This is a genomic window from Pseudomonas retamae (assembly GCF_043496865.1).
In the GTDB taxonomy this organism is placed as follows: Bacteria; Pseudomonadota; Gammaproteobacteria; order Pseudomonadales; family Pseudomonadaceae; genus Aquipseudomonas; species Aquipseudomonas retamae.
Map to the genome: position 1 here is coordinate 1 of NZ_JBIEIL010000015.1, position 17101 is coordinate 17101.

Annotated in this window: 22 protein-coding genes and 1 pseudogene; 8 read left to right on the forward strand and 15 right to left on the reverse strand. The window is 56.0% G+C overall.

Annotation, left to right across the window (positions count from 1 at the left end; all coding sequences use genetic code 11):
• Positions 1-162: 162 nt before the first annotated feature.
• The 3 genes from ACGSLL_RS24260 to ACGSLL_RS24270 all read right to left on the reverse strand — a co-directional run bounded on the left by ACGSLL_RS24260 (position 163) and on the right by ACGSLL_RS24270 (position 1949).
• Entirely contained in the window at positions 163-1179 is a 1017-nt protein-coding gene (locus ACGSLL_RS24260; protein ID WP_394508232.1) for an ABC transporter substrate-binding protein, read from the reverse strand.
• A 126-nt stretch (positions 1180-1305) separates the two neighbouring features.
• Positions 1306-1503 (reverse strand): hypothetical protein, encoded by a 198-nt coding sequence (locus ACGSLL_RS24265; RefSeq protein ID WP_394508233.1) that lies wholly within the window; start codon positions 1501-1503, stop codon positions 1306-1308.
• Positions 1500-1949 carry a hypothetical protein gene (locus tag ACGSLL_RS24270; RefSeq protein WP_394508347.1) on the reverse strand — a complete coding sequence of 150 codons (450 nt, stop codon included), beginning with the start codon at positions 1947-1949 and terminating at the stop codon, positions 1500-1502. Before ACGSLL_RS24270 ends, ACGSLL_RS24265 begins: the two co-directional genes overlap by 4 nt.
• Positions 1950-2427: 478 nt before the next feature.
• Between ACGSLL_RS24270 and ACGSLL_RS24275 the strand changes: the two genes are divergently transcribed.
• Positions 2428-2637 (forward strand): hypothetical protein, encoded by a 210-nt coding sequence (locus ACGSLL_RS24275; RefSeq protein WP_394508348.1) that lies wholly within the window; start codon positions 2428-2430, stop codon positions 2635-2637.
• A 50-nt stretch (positions 2638-2687) separates the two neighbouring features.
• Positions 2688-2927 (forward strand): DUF2789 family protein, encoded by a 240-nt coding sequence (locus ACGSLL_RS24280; RefSeq protein WP_394508234.1) that lies wholly within the window; start codon positions 2688-2690, stop codon positions 2925-2927.
• A gap of 5 nt (positions 2928-2932) precedes the next feature.
• Here the strand turns inward: ACGSLL_RS24280 and ACGSLL_RS24285 are convergent, their stop codons facing one another.
• The 3 genes from ACGSLL_RS24285 to ACGSLL_RS24295 form a co-directional block, all read right to left on the reverse strand.
• On the reverse strand, positions 2933-3136 hold the full coding sequence (locus ACGSLL_RS24285; RefSeq protein WP_394508235.1) for a hypothetical protein: 204 nt from the start codon (positions 3134-3136) through the stop codon (positions 2933-2935).
• A 113-nt stretch (positions 3137-3249) separates the two neighbouring features.
• Positions 3250-4854 (reverse strand): methyl-accepting chemotaxis protein, encoded by a 1605-nt coding sequence (locus ACGSLL_RS24290; RefSeq protein WP_394508236.1) that lies wholly within the window; start codon positions 4852-4854, stop codon positions 3250-3252.
• Positions 4855-5070: 216 nt separating this feature from the next.
• Positions 5071-5475 carry a TraR/DksA family transcriptional regulator gene (locus ACGSLL_RS24295; protein WP_065260998.1) on the reverse strand — a complete coding sequence of 135 codons (405 nt, stop codon included), beginning with the start codon at positions 5473-5475 and terminating at the stop codon, positions 5071-5073.
• A gap of 403 nt (positions 5476-5878) precedes the next feature.
• Here ACGSLL_RS24295 and ACGSLL_RS24300 point away from each other — a divergent pair, with 403 nt between their 5' ends.
• Positions 5879-6787 (forward strand): MurR/RpiR family transcriptional regulator, encoded by a 909-nt coding sequence (locus ACGSLL_RS24300; protein ID WP_394508237.1) that lies wholly within the window; start codon positions 5879-5881, stop codon positions 6785-6787.
• Between the two features lie 25 nt (positions 6788-6812).
• Here the strand turns inward: ACGSLL_RS24300 and ACGSLL_RS24305 are convergent, their stop codons facing one another.
• Positions 6813-7919: a hypothetical protein gene (locus tag ACGSLL_RS24305; RefSeq protein ID WP_394508238.1), complete on the reverse strand. Its 1107-nt coding sequence runs from the start codon at positions 7917-7919 to the stop codon at positions 6813-6815.
• 129 nt (positions 7920-8048) lie between these two features.
• Here ACGSLL_RS24305 and ACGSLL_RS24310 point away from each other — a divergent pair, with 129 nt between their 5' ends.
• From ACGSLL_RS24310 to ACGSLL_RS24320, 3 genes are all read left to right on the forward strand, one after another.
• Positions 8049-8654 carry a glutathione S-transferase gene (locus ACGSLL_RS24310; RefSeq protein ID WP_394508239.1) on the forward strand — a complete coding sequence of 202 codons (606 nt, stop codon included), beginning with the start codon at positions 8049-8051 and terminating at the stop codon, positions 8652-8654.
• A 2-nt stretch (positions 8655-8656) separates the two neighbouring features.
• Positions 8657-9760, forward strand: coding sequence for a DNA alkylation repair protein (locus ACGSLL_RS24315; RefSeq protein ID WP_394508240.1), 1104 nt, complete (start codon positions 8657-8659; stop codon positions 9758-9760).
• A gap of 150 nt (positions 9761-9910) precedes the next feature.
• Positions 9911-10201 (forward strand): hypothetical protein, encoded by a 291-nt coding sequence (locus tag ACGSLL_RS24320; protein WP_394508241.1) that lies wholly within the window; start codon positions 9911-9913, stop codon positions 10199-10201.
• Positions 10202-10687: 486 nt separating this feature from the next.
• Here ACGSLL_RS24320 and ACGSLL_RS24325 read toward each other — a convergent pair whose 3' ends face one another.
• The 4 genes and pseudogenes from ACGSLL_RS24325 to ACGSLL_RS24340 form a co-directional block, all read right to left on the reverse strand.
• Positions 10688-10987 (reverse strand): hypothetical protein, encoded by a 300-nt coding sequence (locus ACGSLL_RS24325; RefSeq protein ID WP_394508242.1) that lies wholly within the window; start codon positions 10985-10987, stop codon positions 10688-10690.
• A 118-nt stretch (positions 10988-11105) separates the two neighbouring features.
• Positions 11106-11567 carry a hypothetical protein gene (locus tag ACGSLL_RS24330; protein WP_394508243.1) on the reverse strand — a complete coding sequence of 154 codons (462 nt, stop codon included), beginning with the start codon at positions 11565-11567 and terminating at the stop codon, positions 11106-11108.
• A gap of 152 nt (positions 11568-11719) precedes the next feature.
• A pseudogene (locus tag ACGSLL_RS24335) lies at positions 11720-11944 on the reverse strand (DUF2931 family protein); the annotation flags it as partial.
• A gap of 181 nt (positions 11945-12125) precedes the next feature.
• A complete protein-coding gene (locus ACGSLL_RS24340; RefSeq protein ID WP_394508244.1) occupies positions 12126-12569 on the reverse strand; it encodes a GNAT family N-acetyltransferase in 444 nt (147 codons plus the stop codon).
• A gap of 215 nt (positions 12570-12784) precedes the next feature.
• On the opposite strand from ACGSLL_RS24340, the gene ACGSLL_RS24345 reads away from it, so the two are divergent.
• Both ACGSLL_RS24345 and ACGSLL_RS24350 read left to right on the forward strand, forming a co-directional pair.
• Entirely contained in the window at positions 12785-13228 is a 444-nt protein-coding gene (locus ACGSLL_RS24345; RefSeq protein WP_394508245.1) for a GNAT family acetyltransferase, read from the forward strand.
• Positions 13229-13334: 106 nt separating this feature from the next.
• Positions 13335-13520: a hypothetical protein gene (locus ACGSLL_RS24350; protein WP_095049917.1), complete on the forward strand. Its 186-nt coding sequence runs from the start codon at positions 13335-13337 to the stop codon at positions 13518-13520.
• Between the two features lie 154 nt (positions 13521-13674).
• Here ACGSLL_RS24350 and ACGSLL_RS24355 read toward each other — a convergent pair whose 3' ends face one another.
• The 4 genes from ACGSLL_RS24355 to ACGSLL_RS24370 form a co-directional block, all read right to left on the reverse strand.
• Positions 13675-14358, reverse strand: coding sequence for a DUF2931 family protein (locus ACGSLL_RS24355; protein ID WP_394508246.1), 684 nt, complete (start codon positions 14356-14358; stop codon positions 13675-13677).
• Between the two features lie 2 nt (positions 14359-14360).
• Complete coding sequence (locus ACGSLL_RS24360) at positions 14361-15017, reverse strand: DUF2931 family protein (RefSeq protein WP_394508247.1); 657 nt, start codon at positions 15015-15017, stop codon at positions 14361-14363.
• On the reverse strand, positions 15017-16558 hold the full coding sequence (locus ACGSLL_RS24365; protein ID WP_394508248.1) for a phospholipase effector Tle1 domain-containing protein: 1542 nt from the start codon (positions 16556-16558) through the stop codon (positions 15017-15019). The genes ACGSLL_RS24360 and ACGSLL_RS24365 overlap by 1 nt, the downstream gene beginning before the upstream one ends.
• Before the next feature lie 135 nt (positions 16559-16693).
• Complete coding sequence (locus tag ACGSLL_RS24370; RefSeq protein ID WP_394508249.1) at positions 16694-17056, reverse strand: DUF6124 family protein; 363 nt, start codon at positions 17054-17056, stop codon at positions 16694-16696.
• Positions 17057-17101: the final 45 nt, after the last annotated feature.

Here is a 17101-nt window from a genome sequence, read left to right on the forward strand (position 1 = left end):
ACGAAGCATTCTTTATCGGCGCTTTGGTGGAAGGGGTGGGGCGATGTCTCCCACGGTCTGTACTGCGGCTAACAGTCAGAAGCCAGCTTGAGGTCCCACCCACCCCTTCGAGTCCTACCATACAAGCCAGCCTGCTGGCGATGAACTCAATCGCCGAGACGACTATTTCAAATCAGCCGAAACCTTATCCGCGACATCTTTCGGCAACCACGCCTGCCAGACATCCGGGTGCGCCTTCATGAACGCGACTGCCGCCTCCCGTGGCGCGGTGTGCTTCTCGCTCATCTGCGCCAGCGCTTTATTCAGCGGTTCGATCGGGAAGTCCACCTTGCTGAAGAATTCAGCGATCTGCGGATATTGCTTCTGGAACGGCGTAGACACGCCGATCGACAGCTTCGAGGCCAGCGAGCGCGTAGGTTTTGGATTGGGGTTGTCGGCGTCGGTCAGGGTCTTCCAGGCTTCGGCATCGAACGCGGGCTCTTCCAGTTGCACCAGTTTGTACTTGCCGAGCAACGGGGTTGGCGACCAGTAATAAAACAGTACCGGCTTGCCGCGACGGATCGACGAGCTGATCTCTGCATCGAGCGCTGCCCCTGAACCGCTGCGGAAATTGGTGAAATCGTTCTGCAGACCGTATGCCGTCAACTTCTGCTTGTTGACCACTTCCGAAGTCCAGCCGATCGGGCTGTTCAGAAAACGCCCCTTGCTGGGGTTTTCCGGGTCCTTGAACACGTCTTTGTACTTCTTCAGGTCGCTGACGCTGCGCAAGTCCGGGGCCATGGGCTTGATGCCCTTGGCCGGGTCGCCCTTGATCACGTATTCCGGCACCCACCAGCCTTCGGTGGCACCTTTGACCGTATCGCCGAGGCTGACCACCTTGCCCTCGGCCTCAGCCTTGACCCACACCGGACTGCGCCCGGCCCACTCCTCGCCGATCACTTGAATGTCATTGTTGGCGAGTGCGGTTTCCAGCGTGATGGTAGTTCCCGGCAACGTGTCGGTCGGCAATCCATAGCCCTTCTCGACGATGACCCGCAAGACATCGGTGATCAGGCTGCCGCTTTCCCAGTTCAGGTCGGCAAAATGGATCGGCGCCTGCGCGGCCGAGACCGATTGCGCTGACGTCAGCAAACCGAAGGTGGCCACGCTGGCGGCCAGAAACCGTCGAAATCCGTTCATGCATTGCACCTCGTGCTGTTCACAGCCATGGCAGTTGGCCTGAGAGAAGACCGCAAGCCGCTGAATACTCAGTCAACTCACTGTAGCCGAGGTTCCTGCTTTTTCCGGGGCGAAGCGTGGACAAGGTTACGTATCAGACTTTTCCTGCAGCCTTTGCAGCTCGCGTCTGACCATTCCGGCATATTCTGCGGGGCGCAGCGTATAGAGCTGCGCCGCCACCCAATTAAGCCACGCGCCGTGCATTTCGGTTTTTGCGGCGAATAAGCGCTGGGCCTCTTGGCGTGCAGCTTCAAGGTGCTGCGAATGGAAATTCGCCCGGCTCACTCGCTTGCCTTGAAGGTCACGAGTTCGCCCTTGCGCCACTTGGCCGCTTTGGCGGTGACGGCTTTGAGGGTCTTGGTCAGGCCTTCCTGCAACTGTTGATGCGCGGCGAACACCGTCACCACGCTGTGACCTTCCTTGAACAGGATCGCATGGCCGTCAGCGGTCTCGACGAAGGCGTAATCGCCCAGGCCATATACGGTCAGTTTGATTTCACGGAAGCGGATATCCATCTTGCCGCCTTCACGGCTAGGCAAGACCGATGCACTGAAATGATCGCCGACCTTGAGCTTGAGGCCGGGCTTGTCGTCGACTACCAGAGCACTTTCGGTATCGATCTCGGCAACGTAAATGCCTTCGGCGTTTTGCTCGGTGATGTAAACAAAACGTGCTTGGAAAAGTTTGACCAGCTTTGCGCGCAAATCACCCAACACGAACAAAGCATGCATATCGAGATTACTGACTGCCAAGGAAACATCCCCACACTTAAAAAAACCGCACACGGAAAACGCGCACGGCAAAAACGTCCAGGCCGATGAAGCTGCCAAAACTCAACTGAAATCCGATTCGAGCAGAGCGCTCGTTCAACGCGAGGTTGGTAAGACTACTGGATTGTCACCCGCGAGACTCGTCCCAAAGTCGCCACAGGTCGAAGGAAAAATCCTTACTGTTGGCGTAAGCAGACTGACTACTGACTTTAGGGAAAATTCTCACGAAAAAAAGCATTTTTCCGACATATCGCTGGCGAAAAATTGCTTTAGATAAGCCCTGTCGTCAACAGGCACTGGCGATTCTAGAGCAGCGATGCTCATTCCGACTACCCGAAAGCGCCGGGAATTCCCGGCTAACTGATGAAAAGGACTTCATATGTGCACTCTGACGCATTTCGCCGTATCGACTGACACCCGCAGCAGCGCATCGCTGATCATGCAGGTCGCCCATCTGAACGGTCTGCCGACAACTTCTAACAACCCGTCTCCGCGCTTTCAGGTTGTACCTGCCGGTAACGCGTTCTTCCATATAAAGGAAACATCCACCGGCCTTGTCAGAGGTTTCCGCGGCGATCACAACGAAGCGTGCGCCCTCGCCCGCTCCCTTGAATTAAAAATCGAACTCCACGCCCACCGCTACCTCTGATAAGGGGAGTGAACGCACACGCCGTACCGGCACCGATCTGGGAGTAGATGATGGAACTGCCAACCGAACTTAACCTGACCACCCTTTTTGCACAGCTGGGCTTGCCGTCGGACGAAGCGTCGATCAACGATTTCGTCGAAGCACACCCGCTCGACCCGGACACCAAGCTTATCGATGCCGACTTCTGGTCGCCGCAACAGGCGCAATTACTCAAGGAATGGCTGCGTGCAGACGGCGAAGAAGCGCCGATTGTCGATGAGCTCAACGTGCGTCTGCATCGCGGCAAATGAGGCAATCAGTGCAGACGGTCGCCAGGCTCGATATTCAGTTGTTCGAGCCAGGCAGCCTTGCACGCCTCAGCCTCGTCGCGGCTGGCGAACGCCGTGCCGCGCCGCTCGCCGTTGAGCAACACCACCCAGCACACACTGCGCCCCATGGCGCGCAAACCGGCCGGCACACCACTGCCGATCATGACCGCCACATCAATTCTGCATTGCATGCAGCCCTCCCTAAATCATTAGGCACCTAACTAAGCGTGCAGATTAAGGGTTTCGGTCGAGCGGAAACAGCAATGCCCGTGCACAGATTCATTGCGCAAGGCGTAACAATCACTTAGCGCGGCTTCTCCGGCTTATACCCCAAACGCAACCCGCCCCAATGTCGGCCCTTGACCATGATCGGCACCGACAAGTCATGCATCAGCTCCCCAGTGTCGCGTGTGTAGGTCTGCAATAGCACCGGTTGTTGATGACTGCCGCAACGAATCCCGGTGCGGTCGGCGAACTTGCGCTTGGTGCGGTTATTGATGGCGTCGACCTGCGCATCGCCCGTCAGCGGCTGGCTGAATTGCTGATTGTGCGTCGGCACATAACCCTGCGGCGTGCAGGCGATGGCGAACACCAGCCCTTCGTGACGCGGCAGCATCGGTTCCTGGATCGCCGGCAGCACTTGATCGGTGTAGCGGTCGAAACGGCTGTGAAATTTCGCCGGCTGGGTGTTCGGGATCGGCTGGTACTGACGATCGAACAGATCTTCCAGGCTGATCTTGCCCTGCTCGACATCCGCCTCGAAACGCGCGGCAATCTGGCTCGCGCCTTCACGGGCCAGATCGTAGACGCGCTGGTGATAGTCATCCAGACCGACTTCGGCCAGACGCTCGCTGATGGTTTCCGCCTGCCCTTCCATCTGTACCGCTGCTTCAGCAAGGCGCCGAGTCTGTTGATCGCTGATCGCCAGGTCGCTGCGCATCTGCTCAATCGCTATGAACAAGCTGTCGAGCTGCTCGCGATTGGTTTGCGCACCCTGGGCGATTTCGCTGACCTGATTCTCCACCCCAGCAGCCAGTCGGGCGATGTTTTCCAGATGCTCGCCAGTGTGCTCGACCTGCTCAACGCCAGTCTGCAGATCGCCGGAGAGCTGGCGTATCTGCTCAACCACCTGAGCCGTGCGCTGCTGAATGTCGGCGACCATTTCGCCAACTTCGCCGGTCGCCGACGCCGTGCGCGCCGCCAGACCACGCACCTCATCGGCCACCACGGCAAATCCGCGACCATGTTCACCGGCCCGCGCCGCCTCGATCGCCGCATTCAATGCGAGCAGATTGGTCTGGCTGGCTATCGACTGGATCACCAGCGTGACGCGCTGAATGTCATCGCTGCGCAGGCTCAGGGCTTCGATCAGTTCACGACTGGCATTGGCGCGTTCACTGAGTTGATGCATGCGCGCAATCGAATCCACCAACTCCGTGCGCCCCGCCGCGCTGCTGTGATGCGCCTGACTGGCGGCTTCCAGCGCGGCGCGGCTGAGCTGCGACGTGGCTTGTTCGGTGGCGATCATCACCTCGGCATTGCTAACGATCTGCGCCGCCGCGTCCAGTTGCGATTCAAGCTTGCTCGCCAGCTCTTTGACCGAAAACGCCACGCCGGCCGCTGACAGCGCGTTATGGCTGGTCGTGTAGGAAAGATCGCGGGTCAGTTCGGAAATCGCGCTGCGGTTGTCGCTTGGCAGCGAATCGGCGACAGTGCGGCTGCGCAGGCGCGGCAGCCAGACAATCAGCACCGCCAGCGGCAGGATGATGTACAGCGACCACTCGGCCAGAGTCATGCCGGTCAGCAAGAGCATCAGGGCGATGCTTTGCAGGGTCGGTGCGATCCAGCGGTTTTTTGCTAATTGCACTGGTGCAGGCAGCGCCGCAACCAGAGATCCGTCTCTCGTCATATCATCACCCCACGCCTGTTCTCATTGTTGTGACTGCATTAAACGCCACTACAACGCCATTATCCATGGTCCGTTAGTCGTGGGGTCTGTGGCAGGTCAATGCAAACGCGGAGGAAATGTTGCAGGCGATAAAAAGCTTCGCGGGCAAGCCCGGCGCCCACCGGTTCGATTCGAACCTGATGGGGCGGACTTGCCCGCGATCACAGCGCCGGAAAATCAGGCCTGACGCTGGTGCTTGTCGATCTGCTCGTGACGCTCCTGAGCTTCGATGCAGTACTTGGTGGTCGGACTGATCAGCAGGCGTTTCAGCCCGATAGGCTCGCCGCTGTCGTCACACCAGCCGAAGCTGTCTTCCTTGATGCGCTCAAGGGCTTGTTCCAGTTGCGGCAGCATGCGCTGGTCGCGATCGATCGCGTTGACCAGCCAGGTGCGCTCTTCTTCAACCGAAGCCGCGTCTGCCGGGTCAGCCGGGGTGTCCAGGCTTTCGATGGCGATACGGTTTTGCTCAATGCGCTCGTGGGTTTCGACTTTCATGTTCTGCAACAGCTCAGTGAAGAAAGCGTGTTGCTCTGCATTCATGTAGTCATCTGCCGGCATCGCCAGCAACTTGTCCTTTGTCATTGATATCTCTATAAAAAAACGTGCATTAAGGCGAATTAGGGAGCGTTTCGGCGAGCCGTGTCCGGTCGTCGAAAAGGCATCGTTTATTGCAAACGCCACCCGGCACTCAATTTACGAAGGGGCGGCAGTCTAAGGCCCGATCGAGGCCTCAGCAACTGTAAATACTGGGAATTTGTCCGACAACGCCCGGAAACTGCTCTGACACAGGCTTCACACGGCCATCGGAGTGCGTTTATAGCAAGAAATTCAGTCGAGCGGCTGTATATAGAAGACAAACGGCTAACTACGCCGCGCTTGCCGATGAATTTTTCCGCGCGAAGTGCATCGTTTCAGCACAGCAGAGCGCGCCAAGCCCCACTACTATCAGGCGCAACGAGTGCTCAAACAGCCTGAAGGATGACGTATGCCCCGCCCCGATCTGCCGGCCACCGCCGAGGGCGCCCTCGCCAGCCCCCCGATCAACGCCGAGCGTTTGCTGCACCTGATCACCGAGCAATACGACAGCTTGCCGCGCCAGCTCAGACGCATTGCCAGCTACATCAGCCAGCAAAGCGAGCGGATCATGGTCGACCGCATCAGCGACATCGCCCGCGAATGCGAAGTGCAACCCTCCGCCATCGTGCGCTTCGCGCAACGCTTCGGTTTCAGCGGCTTCAGCGAAATGCAGGCATTGTTCCGCAGCGCCTACACGCACAAGGCTTCGCCCGCGCAAAACTACCAGCAACGCATCCGCAGCCTGATCGCCAGCCCCTCACGCAACGCCAGCGACGGCGACCTCGCCCGCGAATGCATCGACGCGACGCGCTCAGGCATCGAACGCCTCGGCCGCGAACTCGACGACGTGGCGTTCACAACCGCCGTCGACCTCATCGTCAACGCTGACAACATTTATGTCGTCGGCGTACGCCGCGCCTTCGCCGTCGCCGACTACCTCGTCTACAACCTGCAACACACGCAGAAACGCATCCATCTGGTGTCCGGGCTTGGCGGCAGCTATCGCGAGCAGATGCGCAGCGTGCGCGCCGGTGATCTGGTCATCGCCATCAGCTTCGTCCCCTACGCCAAGGAGACCCAACACTGCCTGCGCTTCGCCCGCGAGCAACAGGCCAGCACCCTGATCCTCACCGACAGCCACCTCTCGCCGCTGGTCAAACAGGCCAACAGCGTGCTGCTGGTCAACGAAGGCAGCGCCCTCGCCTTTCGCTCGCTGAGTGCGACGCTGTGTTTGTGTCAGGCGTTGTTTGTCGCGGTGGCGTATCGGTTGGGGCTGAATGTTGAAGAGATTCACGAACAACCGGGCTTCGACGACTGAGTTACCCAGCACCTAATCGGCTCAATCAAAAGGGTCCTTTATCAGCCTCAGTCATCGGCTGCGCTGTACGAAACAGACAATCGAAGTAAGGTTCAACCGTATTCCAGCTCAAGTGTTTATCCCTCATCTCTTTTATTGCTTGGCCAACATCAACGAGGTTGGGCGTAGGTGTGTTTGATAATTGCCGCGTCACCGCTATCAATTCATCCTTTCGCCCATGATTTCGTGAGTTCTGACCAACATAGGTGTAATACCGGACAGCACGGCCAGGACGGTCATAGTTAGTTTTCTCGCATAAACGACCGTCGGGATCCTGTCGAGCCATATGGGCTTCGGAATAGCTGTCCTGAACGAGGTGTAACAAGGTACCGAAAGCAAAGTCGCGATAGTCTTTGTTATAGCCCGCCTCGCCTTTGAACAGAATGCTCTGGACCGTATCTCTGAGGTCGAAGAAGTCGAGCAACAAAGGCACGTCAACGGATGCTTCTGCGATGGTGGTACCCCGACTGTATTCACTGGTAGTGATTCGCCAGACAAACTCCGCCCACATCATGATGTTGTCCGCGGTCTCACCCGCACGCTCTCCCGGGCGCGAAGCCATCGCATGCAAAAACTGCAGATCGCCAAAATGTGATCTGAGCAACATTGAGTACTGCTCGGGTTTGTTGGATTGGAATTTGTAAAGAACCGCACCCTTGGCCATCTCGGCTTTCTTTTTCCCATCAGAGAAAACCGAAGCCCAACAACTCCCTTGCATAGGCAACTGCACATACACGTTCTTACAGCCAGAAAGTGATGTATCGCTCAAACGAAAAGGTGGGTTGTCATTCCATCGAACTCCAGCCAGCACAGCCATGGGCGCCGCTGGCTGCATGAAACGGTTACCCACCGTCACCGCACAGCCGTCATCCGACCCGCAACCGTAAATCCTGTTGGTAATAATTTCGTGAACCGGGTTGGTGAACTGCTCTATACCCCAGTACCCCACGACATTCATTTTCATTCGCCAGTAGGCATCGTCCGATGCCCTAAGCAGCTTTTCCCCGTTTTTAACCTCCGGTCGCAGTTGAAATGCAGAAGCAGGAACGGCTACCGTCAACGCCAGCAAATAAACCAGTATTGTCCATTGCATGATGAGCTCCATTGGCAATGCGCCATCACATGGATTAGTCGACGCACGTCAACATTGCAAATCCCCGCACCGGTTTTCTTGAAGCCGTTAGGGGCAAAAAACCGAACGATCCAATGCAAGGAGCCATGAATGAAACTGATCGGCATGCTGGACTCCCCTTACGTGCGCCGCGTAGCAATCTCCGCCAAACGCCTCGGCATCGACCTCGAACACGAGTCGGTCTCGGTGTTCCGCCACTTCGAGCAATTCCAGCAGATCAACCCGGTGGTCAAAGCCCCGACGCTGATCCTCGACGACGGCGTCGTGCTGATGGACTCAACGCTGATCCTCGACTACCTCGAAGCCCGCTCTGGCAAGACCCTCCTGCCGACCGAACTGAGCCCGCGCGCCCACGCCCTGCGCCTGATCGGCCTCAGCCTCGCCGCCTGCGAAAAAGCCGTGCAGCTTTATTACGAACGCAACCTGCGCCCCGCCGACATTCAGTACCAGCCATGGGTCGAGCGCGTCGAAAGCCAACTCGCCGCCGCTTTCACCGCTCTCGAACAGGAACTGGACAAACACGCCTTGCCCACCGACGGCGCCCTCACCCAAGCCGGCATCAGCCTCGCCGTGGCCTGGAGTTTCACCGACCTGGTCGTCCCCGATCAAATCGACGGCAATCGCTACCCGCACATCGCCCAATACACCGCGTACGCCGAAACCCTTGAAGCGTTCGTCAGCACGCCGATGACCTGAGCATGAGCGCGCCCGACACCGCCGCTCCGGCGCTAAAGGAAATCTTCAACGCCGAACGGCTGCAACACATCGCCAGCGAGATGAGCGCTGTTTACCCGGCGTTCAACGCCAAGGCATTTCTTGAACATGCCCAGCACGGACTCGCCGAATTATCAGTGATGCAGCGCATGGCGCGTGTCAGCGAAAGCCTGCACGCCGTGCTGCCACTGGATTACGAAGATTCCCTCGAAAGGCTGTTCGAACTCGCCCCGCGATTGAACAGCGGATTTGTGAGCATGTGCCTGCCGCACTATGTCGCGAGCTACGGCGCACACGCGTTCGACACATCGATGAACGCGCTGAAATACTTCACCACCTTCGGCTCCTCCGAATTCGCCATCCGCCACTTCCTGCGCGGCGACCTCGAACGCACCCTGGAACACATGCACGACTGGGCCCACGACGAAAACCACCACGTCCGCCGCCTCGCCAGCGAAGGCAGCCGCCCTCGCCTGCCGTGGTCGTTTCGACTGGAACCCATCCAAGCGAATCCGCAGTTAACCGCCGGGATACTCGAGCGGTTGAAGGCCGATGAGAGCTTGTACGTGCGCAAGTCCGTGGCGAATCATTTGAATGATGTGACAAAAGTGCATCCAGAGTGGGTGCTGGACACGATTGAAGGTTGGTCGCTGGAGAACAAGCACACCGGCTGGATTGCGAAGCATGCGTTGCGCAGTTTGATCAAGCAGGGAGATACGCGCGCGCTGACAGTGATTGGTGCGGGAGCGAAGGCTGAGGTGGAATTGCTGGATGTGCGGGTTGAGCCGGCGGTGGTGCGGTTGGGGGATGCGATTACGTTGTCGTTTGTGGTGAAGTCCACGGTGGCGCATGAGCAGCGGTTGGTGATTGATTATGCGATTGACTATGTGAAGGCGAATGGCGGGGTTTCGCGGAAGGTTTTCAAGTTGAAGATGGTGGAGTTGGCGGGGTATGGGAGTGAGGTGGTGAAGCGGAGGCAGGTGATCAGGGACTTTACGACGCGGAAGCATTTTGCGGGGCGGCATGGGGTTTGGGTGATGGTTAATGGGGAGGTTTTGGGGAGTGGGGCTTTTGATTTGGTTGGTTGAGGGTGCTGTGGATGGAGTTGAAAGAGCGCCCAGTTATTGATGGATGCTCATTCACGGACATGCTGATTCTGCGGAAACAGACATTCGAAAATCGAGCCCCGCAGGCCATGTTATTGTCCGGAACCAGAAAGTAATGCATGGGATTCAAATATGGATTTGGTTCGGCTCAAACCTGCGGCGTACCACATAACAGACAGCTATTGGCATCTTCTCAACGCAGAAGACGGCTCAACTTATATTCTCGTTGAGTGTGAAGCATCTTTTGTCAGTTACGAGTGCCTGATCAAGCTCAACGATGAGGAATTGCGTGACTACAGAGGCCTAGGCTGGCTGTCTATTCAGCACTTGGCTAACCGAATCAATTACTTTGTCGGTGATTACAACGGTCGACGGATCACGGGGCCTTTGCTCGAAGAAGCCATTGAAGCGTCGAAGGACTAGTTAAACCAGGAAGTCTGGCTAATGTTCGTCAGTCCGCAACTGGATGAGGGGTAAGGGTCGGAAGCGTCCGGCCGTCAGCGGAAACGGAACCTTCCGGCCAGAACCGGATGTCTGTGAGCGGCTGCTTTCTGCCATAGCTGCCGTTCGAGAAATGCAGCGTCTGACCCATTACAGACATCGATTCATGGGCCACCGGAATAGATGAGCACGGCTATCAACGCTACGAATGGCGATAGCAAAATCAGTCCACCGACGACAACTGCCCAACCCCAGGCAAAACCATTCTCTCCCTTGAAGCGGTCGCCACTCAGCAAACCCAGCACAAAAACACCAATGCGATGAGCTAACAAATCGATAACGAAGTCTATTACCCCTTTCTCCTTGTTGGTTTTCCGAGCAATGTCAGAACGTCCGCCTCTGGTCGTTTTCCGGCGGTCGCGAGAGGCATAAAACGACCTAAAGCTGACCTTCAGGTGGGTAAGTTTTTCACCTCGTGAATGGCATCTTCAAGGACATTGCGATCCGAGCTAAAATTTTTATGCATTTTTCAGAAACAACGAGCGGTGGTTCGTTAATCATGTAAAGCAGGTGTTCGAACGCTACTCCAGCCTCGTTGTGATCGATATAATCCAGAACTATTTCACCGCCATTCTCTAAACCTGCCTGAGCTAATGCATGGTCTTCCGGTACAGGGCCTAGCTGGTCGTATGCAATGGACATCAGCGTCGAGATTTCCTCAAGTGCCTCAACGAAATCGGCCCTCAAGTCGTTGTTAAGGTGGCTCATAACAAACATTCCTTCGATTGTGGTGAGCTGCGTTCCGTTCCCGTCTGGTCGATTGTTGCCCAAGACCTGGTCTTTGCGCACGCGCTTGGGAAGCTAAGGTCGACTGTCCGTTCTTGGGTCACGCTTTACCCATTTCCTCGTACGAAGCATCGACGAACGTGATGTGCTCATTCCAAGCAACTTCAGCTAGATCCCGGATAATTTCAGCGAGCATCTCAAAACCCACCCCCTGAGCTTCAATGCAGGCCAAGCGTCCGGGCGACCAGTCGATGACGGAACACTGTGGATACTTCCTTAGCAGTGCGGACAGCGCTTCCTGAGGAGGCTCTTTGTGGATATACATGAAGTCAAAGTACGGGTCACTGTCATTCTGAAGCGGGTACACCCGAGCCCAGGCATTTGATTGGCCGGGAAAGCAAATATGGACATTACGATGCGCCCATTCCGGCCCACTGTGTTTGATGTGGCGAAGTACTTCGATGATCGAATGACAATCGGCTATTCGGATCATGCGATCAGGGTCAAACGTCCAGCCAGGCCCAGGCTGGGTTGCTGCGTTACTGGTCTGAGGTGCAGTCATTCTTGTTTTTCTCTTCATCGCATTACCTTAGGTTCGGACGTCTGCTCTGGGCCGTAAGCAGTCAGTCAACAAACGGAGAAGCCACGGAAGTTGAAAGTGACGGCTCAAGTTACAGGCAATGAAAGCGCAGCAAGCCTGCAGATTGCTGACGGCTACCAACTCCCGTACGGAATGCCGTACTTGTCGATATACCGCTTCGCCTTTTCACTCACTGGATAGGCGTAACGGCCACCGTGTTTTCCCTGCTCCGGGCCTAACGGTTCGATCTCTCCCTGGGCATGGGCAACTTTTATTGGGCGGTGGCATGAATCTCTGACCCAAGCTTGAAGCACACCGCCAGGGGCTAGGCCCACATACAACGTGGCCATATATCGGGCGGCTCTTTACGCCTTTCCCGGTGTCCATTTACTCGGCTGAGGGCAAAATTGGCGCGGCATTCATCACGGGCTACGAGATGGACTACATCCGTGAAGTACTGACACTCCCGGAAGGCTGTTTTCGGAAGACGACTTTCGGCCAAAGGCAGGCTTCAGATGGCTCACAACTGAAATCCCTTAGTCAGTTATCGGTATTATCCGGTCTCAAGTCTTTCAGAAGCGTATGGCGATTCCAAGGTCCGCAGTACTGAGGAAGATGTGCGACAAGTCGGTAGCCACACCGCTTGTACCATTGCGCCACGCTGTCATCGAGGGTTTCAATGAGTGCTTCATGGCAACCATGTTCCAGAGCAAGTGCCTCAAGCCTGTGCAATAGCTCGGTTCCGATGCCTTTCCCCCGCAAAGGAGCATCTACCCATAGGTAACTGATAAAAAGACGACCAAACTCAGTTCGACCTGTGATACCGCCGACTAGGGCCTCGTCATGCATCAACGTGCAAGCTATGGGTTCGGCATTTCCGCCATGTCCGCGGGACAAGTTCTGCCCGTGTTGTATGACGCCATCAGATACGGCACGCAGGTCCTTCTCCTGAATGCTGCCGGTCGTACGCCACTCCTTCCTCATTTCATTCCCTTATGTCGCGTTGAAACAGAGTGACATGCAAGTCAAGTGCCGTTTCTAGCGCTTTGGGCTGGCTGATATAACCACTTGCCGAGGTCACAAATGGCAGCGTCTGGCCGATAGCTGTCGCTCCTGACCGTCCGCATTCGCCAGGAGCAGCCAGTGGACACAGGCCTTCACAGGGAGTTAGCGTTGCCCTTTAATCAAGAGGCTGCTCCATGGATGTTATTGCCGATTACTCAAACGAACATCATCGAATTCCTGTCATGGCGCTATGGGAAACCGTTTTCGGTTACGAAACCGCGCACAACACACCGAGCCTTGCTATCGATAAGAAACTGGCCGTCAAGGACGGCCTCTTTTTTGTCGCGCTGTCCGGAAATGACGAAGTCGGCACCGTTCTCGCGGGGTATGACGGTCATCGTGGCTGGTTATATTCAGTTGCCGTGCACCCTGCACATCGCAGAGAGGGTTTGGGCGCACAACTCGTTAATCATGCTGAGCGCGCCTTGACCTTGCGCGGCTGCATGAAAATCAATCTGCAGATCGTCAGCACCAATGAAAGCGTCAAAGCCTTCTACGAGTCTCTTGGCTACTCGACCGAACCGCGCATCAGCATTGGGAAAAAGGTCGATTCGAATATCGCAACGCCTGGGCGGTAGTTTAGAGAGTGTCCGCTGGCTGGTTGCTGACTATCGCGAAGGGTAGTAGTCGGCCGGGAGTGGACGTTCTGACGTCTCATGGAAAACCGGCAAGGAGAAACGATCAATGGACTTCATTATCGATTTGATAGCTCATCGAATTGGCGTGTTTGTGTTGGGCTTGTTGAGTGGCGGCCGTTTCAAGGGTGAGAGTGGTTTTGCCTGGGGCTGGGCAGTTGTCGTCGGTGGACTGATTCTGCTATCTCCATTCGCAGCGCTAATAGCTGTGCTCATCTATACCAGTGGCCAGTGAATTGATGTCTGTAATGGGTCAGAAGCTGCGTTTCTCGAACGGTAGCTTCTGGTCGTAAGCAGCCAGTCAACAAAGGGAGGAGTCGCAGGAGTCGAAAATTGATGGCTCAAGGTACATACATTGAAAGCGCAGCAAACCTGCAAATTGCCGACGTCTACCAACTTCCGTAGGGAATGCCAAATTTCTCGATATACCGCTTGGACTTTTCACTGACGGGATACGCGTAGCGCCCTTGATTTTTACCTTGGCTAGGTCCTAGTGGTTCGATTTCAGCCTGTGCTCTAGCCACTTTGACTGGATGGTGGCATTCGTCTCTGACCCAAACCTGCACAACGCCGCCCGGAGCCATTCCTAAATAGACTGACGAAATATAGGTGCCCCGCTGCTCCGGTGTTTTCGCGCAGCGTTGATTGACGGACTTCAACATCAACTGTCTTGCCTCTTCGGGTATGTCTACCCAAGCGCGGTAAGTCTGAGGTTCTACGATAGATTGCCAGCGAACGAAAATCCGCTTCGGAAGGTCAGCGCCAACCACCGCTTTTGCGTTTGCGCCCACTCCGTCCCAGCCACGGGCCGACTCGGTGCCGTCTTCAGGCTGTCCGCCCGATGCGGATCCACCACCGGTGCGCAGGAATGTTTTTTCCTTTATATCTTCCACAGCAGTGTCTTCAACCCACACCTTCATGTAGTTGGGCTCGGTAAACCCGAGTTCCCACCATGGGGATTTGGGGTCATGGTTGGCCGAGAGTGGCTGGGCATGACAACCAGCTATAAACAGTGCGCACAGCGAGACTGAAAATAGCTTGGTTAAAAGAACGTGCAGTTCGGCACCTGACACCACTACCAACTCCCGTATGGGATCCCGTATTTTTCGATATACCGCTTGGCCTTGTCACTCACTGGATAGGCATAACGACCACCGTTTTTGCCTTGCTGCGCGCCTAGCGGCTCAATCTCGGCTTGGCCTCGCGCAACCTTGATTGGATTTCGGCACGCGTCTTTTACCCAAGCCTGTAAAACGCCGCCTGGGGCAAGGCCTACGTAAAGTGAAGCGATAAATCGAGTTGGTTTATCTGGTGTTTCCGGGCAACGTTGATGCGTTGATGTCACCATCAACCGCCTGGCGTCTTCAGGAATATCGATTAACCCGCGATAGGTTTTCTGCTCCGTAATTGACTGCCAGCGCACGGAAATTCGTTTTGGAAGATCGGCGCCCGTGACAGGCATGCCCGAGCCCGTGATCGCTCCCCAGCCTCGCGCCGATTCGGCCGAAATATCGGGTTCTCCTGAGGCAGCTGTGCTTTTGCCTGCTTTGAAAAAAACCTTGTCATTAATGTCTTGGACGGTGCTGTCCTCTACCCAGACTTTCATGTAGTTCGGTTCGACGAACACTAACTCCCACGCCGAGGATTTAGCGTCGTTTCCACTGAATTTGGCATCTCCGGCTTGGCATCCCGCCAACAACAACGCGCTCAATAAAGCGATCATCGCTTTCATTACCAAAAACTCCAGTCAGGTACATGAGGATGTTGTACACGGATCCCATCATCTGTCGGGGCATTGATATACACCGCGTCTATACCCCTTCCATCCCTTCGTCCGAGAGGGTGATTCCAGTTGGCGGACGTATGAATGTACTTCAGCTTCAGAAGTGCCTCTTCATCTGGAGAGATCGAGTAATCACCAGAAACAAAGCGATCGCATAGGGGTTGGAGGTCGTCAGGTACGGAGTATTCGCCATCTTCGGGCATGTCGATGAACCGAACACCCTGTTCTTTCGCCAAGTGATACATGACTCTTAAATAAACTCTGGAAAGCTTGCCGCTGACTGGGCGCTTGAGTTGCAGAGCGGCGAAAACACGCTTCTGCTTAGGGGAAAGTCTATCGTGAGGCTCACTGGGAAGTTCAACCGACGCGGGAGTGACTATCTCCAGCAAATTTGCGGGCCATCCCTTTGCGACCCATTCAGATTTTGCACGTTCGGCGTCACGGTAGATTGAGGTATTTGTGACGTCAGTAAACATAGATACGGCCAGCCCCTGCATTGGGCTAACCAGCACGCACTCTTCAACGTCGTCGAGATAGCTACCGCCGATATCGGAATGGACGCCAGGAAAGGTGTACTCCGGGTGAGCGGGCTTAACCCGGCTGAGCGCGAAATTTGCGCGGCATTCATCACGAGCGACCAAGTGGACAACATCCTTGAAATAATTTCGATCCAGATAAAGTTTCACACCGGGAGCAACGGGGCTTTGCACTTGCCCGAGATTCGAGAAACCGGCAACTGAGGGGACGGTATCGAACAGCCCAATGAATCCCACGTTGATTCCGCGTCCGTACTGACTATCAAAGGTTCGACTGAAGTCTCGCGCGCTTCCGTTTAGTACGTTCGCTAAAAGCCCTTGCTTCCCCCTGACAACCTCGTTTGAAAAGTGCCGAGCTGCAGCGGCTCCACGACTGAATCCAAACGTATCAAAGGTCAGGGATGCAATTTCGCAGTTTGGATTTTCCTTCAACGCATCTTCTACGATGTAGTTGATTTGAGCGAAGGATGCTTGTACGCGGCCGACGACACCTGTGTCGCCGCGCCCCGCTCCAGAGCCAAGCGCGCTGTCTTTTTTATCGTTTTGTGTACCGATACCGCCAACGTATAGAGCGCGCGAAACGCGCCTCAGAGAACCTTCGTCCTCGGTCTCTTTAATTTCTTCGTACAAGGAGAATAATTTCTTCACGTTGGTAGGACCGGCGCCATAACTGCTATCCGGATCCTTCATGTAAGGCTGACAGCTAGCAGGAATATCCCCCGGCGCAATCGGATGATGCGCCCCACACAGCAATCCAGCCGCTGTGTTATTCGCATTATTCCCCGTCCCATCAAAAAACACTCCAATCCGCAGCGCTATCCCAACCTTCTCAGGCTCGGGCGCTGGTTCTTTGCCGTGTTTTTCGTATTCCGCCCAGTGCTGGGCGTGGAGGTCGACGGGTTTGGCTTGTTCGTAGCGGTAGTTTTTCGGGGGGTTGGGTACGTAGCCACTCATCCTTGTTTCCTTGGTCCTGATCCTTGAGAACGGCGCGAAGCGTGACAGTCGGGGCTTGGCGGCGCAAGGCGTGGCGGTGTGCCAGCGCGGTTTCTTCGATGCTGCGACGAGGGTTTCCCCTCGTCGTTGTTGCGGTCAGCTGGCGATTTCTACGTTGTCGAGTGCCTGGTTGACGGCGAGCTCGCCGAGCATTACGACCTGGGCGATGCCCAGTGCGGTTTTGCGGTGTTGGGGGTCGAGCATCGCGGCGAAGTTGACCAGCATTTCGCTGGCAGAGCCGAGGGTTTCGCTGGCGTTGGCGAGCAGGGATTCGCTGTCGAATTTCGGGTTGGCGAGGTACATGCGTTCGGGTTCATTGACGCTGGCCATGATCTGACTGGCGGGTTTGAGGTAGTGGTCGAGGGCGCGTTCAGCGGCTGGGTGGAAGCGCTTGGAATCGGGGGACGCGTAAGGGGATGCGGGGTCGGTTTCGGGTGGGTTGGGCGTGACTTTGAACATGGTGAAACTCCTAGTTGAGAAAAAGGAGCCTTCACATTCGCTACC